General features: G+C 65.0%; 10 protein-coding genes and 1 pseudogene. 6 read left to right on the top strand and 5 right to left on the bottom strand.

The genetic code is table 11. From position 1 onward, the window contains the following. The 4 genes from fliK to ACXJL8_RS28570 all read left to right on the top strand — a co-directional run. Positions 1-364 (top strand): flagellar hook-length control protein FliK (gene fliK / locus ACXJL8_RS28555; protein ID WP_456685999.1); only part of this gene is annotated, 364 nt, incomplete at its 5' end. After that, complete coding sequence (locus tag ACXJL8_RS28560; protein WP_456618142.1) at positions 361-624, top strand: EscU/YscU/HrcU family type III secretion system export apparatus switch protein; 264 nt, start codon at positions 361-363, stop codon at positions 622-624. The genes fliK and ACXJL8_RS28560, both read left to right, overlap by 4 nt. Positions 625-658: 34 nt before the next feature. Further along, a complete protein-coding gene (locus tag ACXJL8_RS28565; protein WP_456618141.1) occupies positions 659-1516 on the top strand; it encodes a penicillin-binding transpeptidase domain-containing protein in 858 nt (285 codons plus the stop codon). A gap of 79 nt (positions 1517-1595) precedes the next feature. Then, a complete protein-coding gene (locus ACXJL8_RS28570) occupies positions 1596-2252 on the top strand; it encodes a carboxymuconolactone decarboxylase family protein (RefSeq protein WP_456618140.1) in 657 nt (218 codons plus the stop codon). Positions 2253-2410: 158 nt separating this feature from the next. On the opposite strand, the pseudogene ACXJL8_RS28575 reads toward ACXJL8_RS28570, so the two are convergent. The 3 genes and pseudogenes from ACXJL8_RS28575 to ACXJL8_RS28585 form a co-directional block, all read right to left on the bottom strand. Beyond that, positions 2411-3016 (bottom strand): annotated as a pseudogene (locus ACXJL8_RS28575) (dienelactone hydrolase family protein); the annotation flags it as partial. 33 nt (positions 3017-3049) lie between these two features. Then, the gene (locus tag ACXJL8_RS28580) at positions 3050-3646 is read right to left on the bottom strand and encodes a hypothetical protein (protein ID WP_456618139.1); all 597 of its coding nucleotides are present in this window, start codon (positions 3644-3646) and stop codon (positions 3050-3052) included. Positions 3647-3935: 289 nt separating this feature from the next. Beyond that, the gene (locus ACXJL8_RS28585; protein WP_456686000.1) at positions 3936-4340 is read right to left on the bottom strand and encodes a DUF4260 domain-containing protein; all 405 of its coding nucleotides are present in this window, start codon (positions 4338-4340) and stop codon (positions 3936-3938) included. A gap of 149 nt (positions 4341-4489) precedes the next feature. Between ACXJL8_RS28585 and ACXJL8_RS28590 the strand changes: the two genes are divergently transcribed. Then, positions 4490-6022 (top strand): acyl-CoA carboxylase subunit beta, encoded by a 1533-nt coding sequence (locus tag ACXJL8_RS28590; protein WP_456686001.1) that lies wholly within the window; start codon positions 4490-4492, stop codon positions 6020-6022. Positions 6023-6138: 116 nt separating this feature from the next. Continuing rightward, positions 6139-6486 carry a hypothetical protein gene (locus tag ACXJL8_RS28595; protein WP_456618136.1) on the top strand — a complete coding sequence of 116 codons (348 nt, stop codon included), beginning with the start codon at positions 6139-6141 and terminating at the stop codon, positions 6484-6486. Between the two features lie 25 nt (positions 6487-6511). On the opposite strand, the gene ACXJL8_RS28600 is transcribed toward ACXJL8_RS28595, so the two are convergent. Both ACXJL8_RS28600 and ACXJL8_RS28605 read right to left on the bottom strand, forming a co-directional pair. Continuing rightward, positions 6512-6664, bottom strand: coding sequence for a hypothetical protein (locus ACXJL8_RS28600; RefSeq protein WP_456618135.1), 153 nt, complete (start codon positions 6662-6664; stop codon positions 6512-6514). Positions 6665-6877: 213 nt separating this feature from the next. Further along, the coding region (locus ACXJL8_RS28605) for a glutathione binding-like protein (RefSeq protein WP_456686002.1) at positions 6878-7242 on the bottom strand (365 nt) is incomplete at its 5' end.

The following is a 7242-nucleotide window of genomic DNA, read 5'->3' on the forward strand; positions in this document are numbered from 1 at the left end:
GTGGAATTTCGAGATTCCGTTCTTGACCCCGCAGGGGACCGCGATGGCGCAGTTCGAGATCTCGCGCGACGGCGGCAACGAACCGGCCGATCCCGCCAAGCGCGCCTGGCGCGCGCGCTTCTCGCTCAATGTCGAACCGGCCGGCCCCGTGCACGCGCTGATCACGCTCAACGGCGACAAGACCTTTGTGCGGATGTGGGCGGAACGGCCGGCGACCGCCGAGCGGCTCCGCGCCGGCATCGGTGAGCTGAGCCGGGCGATGACCAGGGCCGAGCTCAAGCCCGGCGACATCGTCGTGCGCGACGGCACACCGCCGCAGCCGGCCCCGGCCCGCGCCGGGCACTTCCTGGATCGCGCCACATGAGCGAGGAATCCAAGCTCGCAATCGCGCTGCATTACGAGAAGGGCAGCAACGCGCCGGTGGTCGTCGCCAAGGGCAAGGGCACGATCGGCGCAAAGATCGTCGAGATCGCAAAAGCTCACGACATCCCGATCGAGGAGAACGAGGTTTTGGCCGGCGCGCTCTCCAAGGTCGAGCTCGGCGAGGAGATCCCGCCGGACCTCTACAAGGCCGTCGCCGAAGTGCTGGTGTTCGTACTGCGGCTGTCGGGCCGGGCGCGGTAGCACGCTGTCATCGTTTCACCATGATAGCGGCTGCATGGTCGCCGCCAATGTCATCGTTCAACGGACACCGCCCGTGCTCACCCGCCGTTCCACCCTCGGCCTTCTCGCCGCAGCCGCTATCCTGCCCTCGCGCGCGCTTGCTGTCGTCGCGCCGCCTCGTAACGAAATCCGCGACAGCCTGGCAAAGCGCTTCACCGATCTCGGCACGGCCGGCACTTTCGTCGGCTACAAGGTCGAGGACTATCTGATCGTCGCGAGCGACAGGGAGCGCTCGGGGGAAGCGAAGCTGCCGGCGTCCACCTTCAAGATCCCGAACTCGCTGATTGCGCTGGAAACGGGCGTTGTCGCCGATCCCAACAAGGACGTCTTTCCCTGGGACGGCGTGAAACGTCCGATCGAGGCCTGGAACAAGGACCACACGCTGCGCAGCGCCATCGCGGTCAGCGCGGTGCCGGTCTATCAGGAGATCGCGCGCCGCATCGGCGCGGAGCGGATGCAGAAATATGTCGATCTGTTCGACTACGGCAATCGCGACATCGGCGGCGGCATCGACCAGTTCTGGCTCACCGGCGCCTTGCGTATCGATCCCATCGAGCAGATCGATTTCGTCGACCGGCTGCGCCGCCGCGCGCTGCCGATCTCCAAGCGGAGCCAGGATCTCGTGGCCGACATCCTGCCGGTGACCAAGGTCGGCGACAGCGTCATCCGCGCCAAGTCCGGCCTCCTGGGCGCCGAGCGCGGCGAGCCGTCGCTCGGCTGGATGGTCGGCTGGGCCGAGAAGGGCGAGGCGCACACCGTGTTCGCGCTCAACATGGATTGCAAGGAGCCGCGTCTGGTCGGCGAGCGCATGCCGCTGACGCAAGCCTGCCTTGCCGATATCGGCGCGATCTAGCGCCACTTTTCTGGCGCGCGCCGCGCCGCTCGACTAGCATCCTTGCGACCAAGCAAGAAAAAAGGTCGGGAGGACAACAATGACTTCAACGCCGCTCTGGCTGTCGTCGCTCACGCTTGCCGCAGCTAGCGGCTGGCTCGCCGCCACCATGTTTGCAGCACCCGCCACCAGCAAGACGCCGCGCTTTCCGCAGTTGACCATGGACCAGCTCGACGAGAAGCAGAAGCCGCTCGGCGAGCAGATCATGAAGGTGTCGAGCGTCGGCATCGGCGGGCCCTACAATCCGATGATCCGCAGCCCCGTGCTCGGCCAGCGCCTGTTCGACCTGTTCTATTATCTGCGCTGGCAGACCTCGGTGCCGGTCAAGCTCAACGAGTTCGCGATCCTGGTGATCGGACGGCAGTGGCGCTCGCAGGTCGAGTGGTTCGCCCACGCCCCGCTCGCCGCGAAGGCGGGCCTGTCGGCCGACATCATCGCGGAGCTGAAGGCGAACAAGCGGCCGTCGAACATGGCGGAGGACGAGGCGGTGGTCTACGATTTCGTCACCGAGCTCACCACGACCAGGAAGGTCTCCGACGAGACCTATGCGCGCGCGAAGAAGGTGTTCAACGATCAGCAGATCGTCGACCTCACCGCGGTTGCCGGCAATTACGTGATGGTCGCGATGCTGCTCGCCATGGCCGAGGAGACGGTGCCTCCGGACAAGCAGGAGCCGTTCAAGCCCGGCGAGCCGTAAGACTCGTCATTGCGAGGAGCCCGCGACAAAATTGCGATACCGTAGGGTGGGCAAAGGCGCGCAGCGCCGTGCCCACCATCTCTCGACACCGTGGTCTTGCATTTGGTGGGCACGCTTCGCTTTGCCCACCCTACTGCATYGGTGCAGGCTGGGCAGTCTCAGCCCAGCTTGAACAGCGCCTGCAAAAACTCCTCCACGGACTTGCGCGACTCCGCGGCAGTCGTGGGATTGCCGCCGACATGCGGGTTGAGCTCGACACAGCCGTCCTTGTAGGTGAAGGGGGCTTGCGTGCTGGCGTTCATCAGCACGCCGCCGTCGGCTTCCTTGATCTGGCAATTGCGCACGGTCTGCGCTTTGGCGGAGACAGCCACGGTGCTGACGCCGAGCAGGCCGCTGTCAAACCCGTGCGCGCTGTCGGGATATTCCGTCAGCACCACGTCGCGCTTGGCCTCCTTGAGCCGCTCGACGAAGGCCTTGCAGCTCTTCACGGGATTATAATCGTCCGGCGTGCCGTGGAAGATGCGGATCGGGCGCGCCGCGACCTCCGTGTCGCCCTGATAGGTCGTCGAGCAATCCGGATAGAACGGGATGTAGGCCGCGAACTGGACGCCGGACTTGTTCCAGAGCTTGTTGAAGCGGTCGAGGCTCGCATAGAGCGTCGCCTGGCCGCCGCGCGAAAATCCCATCAGCACGATGCGGTCAGGGTCGACGCGCGGATGCTTCGCCAGGATCTCCAGCGAGCGGTAGATGTCGAGGATCAGATTGTCCGCGCGCTGTCAGTTTTGACGCGCATACGCTCAGGCGGAATCGGCGGTCTTCTTCGCCGTCAGCGCCTGGTCGATGGCGAAGCCGCCGATCTCGCTCATGGCCTGCGAGATCACGTCGCCCTTGCGGGCAAAGCCGTTTGAGAGGAAATCGAACTGCGTGCGCGCAAGCCGCAGCACCTCGATCGGCACCGAGACCACGGTCTCGTTGAAGCTGTCGACGGAGGCACGCAGCGTATCGAGCTCGGTCGTGAGCTTGCCGATATGGCTTTCCGCATCCCGCATCAGGCCGAGCAGCTTGCCGCGCTCGGCATCGAATGCCGCGCGCTCTGCCGCTTGTGCCGCGGTCACGTCCGCGAGCTGCGCCCGCAGCGCCTCGATCTGGCTGACCATGGCGTCGGAGGCAAGCTCGGCAGCCTCGCGCAGCTCGACATGGCGTGTGTTCTCTTCATGCTGCTGGTGATAGAGCCGCTCGGCTGTCATTGCCCGCTGCGCCAGCGATTCGATCAGCGCGGCGGCGCGCAGCAGCATCTCGCCGTTCCGCCCCGACACCATGCTGGCCATGCGCCGCAGGAAGTCGACGGTTTCGGACGATGAGCTCGGCGGCAGGGGGACGACTGTCGCGGACATGAGGGTGATGCTTGCAGCCAGACGTGATGACCGCCGCCGTACTGACTTGGCTCACGCAACATTCGGCGCCTGATCGCAAGCTGCAGCAAGCCTGAATCGGCTGACCCGGTCAACTGGCTGCGCGGCAAATACGGTCTCGTAGCCCGGATGGAGCGAAGCGAAATCCGGGACAGGGCAGGGTGGGGACGACCCCGGATTACGCGGAGCCTGTCATCGGGCGGCGCTTCGCGCCGACCCGTTGGCTCCATCCGGGCTACGCAGTCAGCCGAGGCGGCCGCCAAATTTGGGGTCAAGCGTCCTTCTGCCGCCCGATCCGCCCGAGATGGGTGAAGCCGAAGCCGGCCGAATATTTCAGGCCATAGCCCAGCGCCCGGTCGATGCCGATATGGGCGAGCCAGATCAAGGCGATGGACAGGGTGAGCGGCGAGGCGAAGCCGAAGCCCAGCGTCAGCAGCGCGACCGGCGCCATGTAGCTGTGGGCGGCGTTGTAGACCATGGCCCCGAACTTCGCGTCCGACAGGTAGGCCAGGAAGCTCAGATCGGKGACGAAGAAGAGCAGGGCGAACACCAGCCAGGACCCATCCCAGGCCCAGTAGAGCATCACCATCCCCACGAACAGGGTCAGGCCCTCCAGCCGCAGCAGGATCTTGACGCCGCCGGTCGCCGCGCCCGTCTCGGCCGTTGCTTCATCCATCGTCACCTCCCAGGCAAAACTCTGTAATTCCTTGCGCTTTCCCGCTGCGGCAAGGCAGCCCTGCGGCGCCGAAAGCCGCTTCCCGGCCCGCAAAATGCCGTGTTAGAACCCCCGGCAATCGCATTTAGGCTAAGAACTGGCGGGAGCAAATGAAGAATATCCTGGACGCCCTTGAAGACCGTCGCGCCGGCGCCAAGCTCGGTGGCGGGGAGAAGCGCATCGAGGCGCAGCACGCCCGCGGCAAGCTGACCGCGCGCGAGCGCATCGAGCTCTTGCTCGACAAGGGGTCGTTCGAGGAATTCGACATGTTCGTCGAGCACCGCTCCACTGAGTTCGGCATGGAGAAGACCAAGGTGCCCGGCGACGGCGTCGTCACCGGCTGGGGCACCGTCAACGGCCGCAAGACGTTTGTCTTCGCCAAGGATTTCACCGTGTTCGGCGGCTCGCTGTCCGAGACCCACGCGCTGAAAATCACAAAACTTCAGGACATGGCGATGAAGGCGAGGGCGCCCATCATCGGCCTCTATGACGCGGGCGGCGCCCGCATCCAGGAGGGCGTCGCGGCGCTCGCCGGCTATTCCTACGTATTCCGCCGCAACGTGCYCGCCTCCGGCGTGATCCCGCAGATCTCCGTCATCATGGGCCCCTGCGCCGGCGGCGACGTCTATTCGCCGGCCATGACCGACTTCATCTTCATGGTGAAGAACACCAGCTACATGTTCGTCACCGGCCCCGACGTGGTGAAGACGGTGACCAACGAGGTCGTCACCGCCGAGGAGCTCGGCGGCGCGTCCGTGCACGCCACGCGCTCCTCGATCGCCGACGGCGCCTTCGAGAACGACGTCGAGACGCTGTTGCAGATGCGGCGCCTGATCGACTTCCTGCCCTCCAACAACACCGACGGCGTGCCGGAATGGCCGAGCTTTGACGACATCGGCCGCGTCGACATGTCGCTCGACACGCTGATCCCCGACAATCCGAACAAGCCCTACGACATGAAGGAGCTGATCCTGAAGGTCGTGGACGAGGGCGACTTCTTCGAGATCGCGGACGCTTTTGCCAAGAACATCGTCACCGGCTTCGGCCGCATCGCGGGGCGCACCGTCGGCTTCGTCGCCAACCAGCCGATGGTGCTGGCCGGCGTGCTCGACAGCGATGCATCGCGGAAAGCGGCGCGCTTTGTTCGTTTCTGCGATGCCTTCAACATCCCGATCGTCACCTTCGTCGATGTGCCGGGCTTCCTGCCCGGCACCGCGCAGGAATATGGCGGCCTGATCAAGCACGGCGCAAAACTGCTGTTCGCCTACTCGCAGTGCACCGTGCCGCTGGTGACCATCATCACCCGCAAGGCCTATGGCGGCGCCTTCGACGTCATGGCGTCCAAGGAAATCGGCGCCGACATGAACTACGCCTGGCCGACCGCCCAGATCGCGGTGATGGGCGCCAAGGGCGCGGTCGAGATCATCTTCCGCAGCGACATCGGCGACCCCGACAAGATCGCCGCCCGCACCAAGGAATACGAAGACCGTTTCCTGTCGCCGTTCATCGCAGCCGAGCGCGGCTACATCGACGACGTCATCATGCCCCACTCGACCCGCAAGCGGATCGCGCGGGCGCTGTCGATGCTGAAGGACAAGAAGGTGGAAACGCCGGCGAAGAAGCACGACAATTTGCCGTTGTAGAAAGAGGCGTAGGGTGGGTTAGGCGAAGCCGTAACCCGCCGGCTGAACCGACCACGCGTCAAGACCTCGGTGGGTTACGCTACGCTAACCCACCCTACGGGTTCGATCTCACTCCCATGTCCGAAGACGATCCGACCGACGAAATCTCACAGATCGAAGCCCGGATCGAGGCGCTGGCCGAGATCGCCGAGCGCTGCCGGAAGTACATTCTGGCGTCCAAGATCGCGATCGGCGGCGGTGCGGCGCTGCTGTTGATCACGATCCTCGGACTGTTCGGGACAGGTCTGACCGCGGCGCTCGGGTCGATCGCCTTGGTGCTCGGCGGGATCGTGTCGCTCGGCTCGAACATCAGCACGTTGCAGCAAACCGAGAGCGCGATCGGCGCCGCGGAGGCGCTGCGGTCTCAACTGATCAACAGGATCGACCTTCGCGTGGTCGCCGATGCGCCGATGAAGCTGGTGTGACGTGCCGCTTGGCGGGCGCCACGCATTACGCCGCAGCCCTGCGCGTCAGGACCTGCAACTCCTCGCGGCATTCGGCTGCAAACGCCTGAAGCCGCTCCGCGGTGTGTTGGTCGAGGATGGCCTTTGCCAACCTCTCTGCGCGGGCAAGCTGCTGTTTGAGAAATTCGATGCGGGCCATGTGTCACCTTCCGCGGAAGAATTTGACGCAAATTGCTTCGTTTCGATGGAAGTGAGCCTATGGCGAACACCGGATTAATTATGTGAGGCTCGTCACGCTCGGTGCGTCGGGTGGATTAGCTCGCGGCTGCGCGAAGCGCAGTCCGCTGGCGTGATCCACCAAACTCTGCCTCCTCGGATGGAGAAGTGGCGGATTACGCTTCGCTAATCCGCCCTACGTGCGTGCCCGGTCTGCCGCCGCGAAATGCGCCATCTGGCCGGCGTGGGCCTTGGCGAAGGCCGGGCGGGCCGTGGCGCGGGCGACATAGTCACGGCAGGCCGGATGTGCCGTCAGCCCGTCGAAGCGATCGACGACGCGCAGCACGTCCGACATCAGGATGTCGGCGACGGAGAAGGAACCCGCCAGCCAATCGCGATCGGCAAGCACGGGCTCGAGGTGCTTGAGGCGAAGCTTGAGGAAGTCGTCGACGAACTTCACGGCAGGTGAGCCGTCGTCCTTGCCGGTGAACTTGAACATCGTCCAGGGCAAGGCCGGCATCTCCACCGAATTGAGCGCCGCGAACACCCATTCCGTCGCCG

The organism is Bradyrhizobium sp. P5_C11_2 (genome assembly GCF_054049755.1).

What these genes read in the sequence shown, in the direction of transcription:
- ACXJL8_RS28560 (WP_456618142.1), top strand. Translation starts at nt 361, where the DNA reads ATGAGCGAGGAATCCAAGCTCGCAATCGCGCTGCATTACGAGAAGGGC.
- ACXJL8_RS28565 (WP_456618141.1), top strand. Translation starts at nt 659, where the DNA reads ATGGTCGCCGCCAATGTCATCGTTCAACGGACACCGCCCGTGCTCACC.
- ACXJL8_RS28570 (WP_456618140.1), top strand. Translation starts at nt 1,596, where the DNA reads ATGACTTCAACGCCGCTCTGGCTGTCGTCGCTCACGCTTGCCGCAGCT.
- ACXJL8_RS28580 (WP_456618139.1), bottom strand. Translation starts at nt 3,646, where the DNA reads ATGTCCGCGACAGTCGTCCCCCTGCCGCCGAGCTCATCGTCCGAAACC.
- ACXJL8_RS28595 (WP_456618136.1), top strand. Translation starts at nt 6,139, where the DNA reads ATGTCCGAAGACGATCCGACCGACGAAATCTCACAGATCGAAGCCCGG.
- ACXJL8_RS28600 (WP_456618135.1), bottom strand. Translation starts at nt 6,664, where the DNA reads ATGGCCCGCATCGAATTTCTCAAACAGCAGCTTGCCCGCGCAGAGAGG.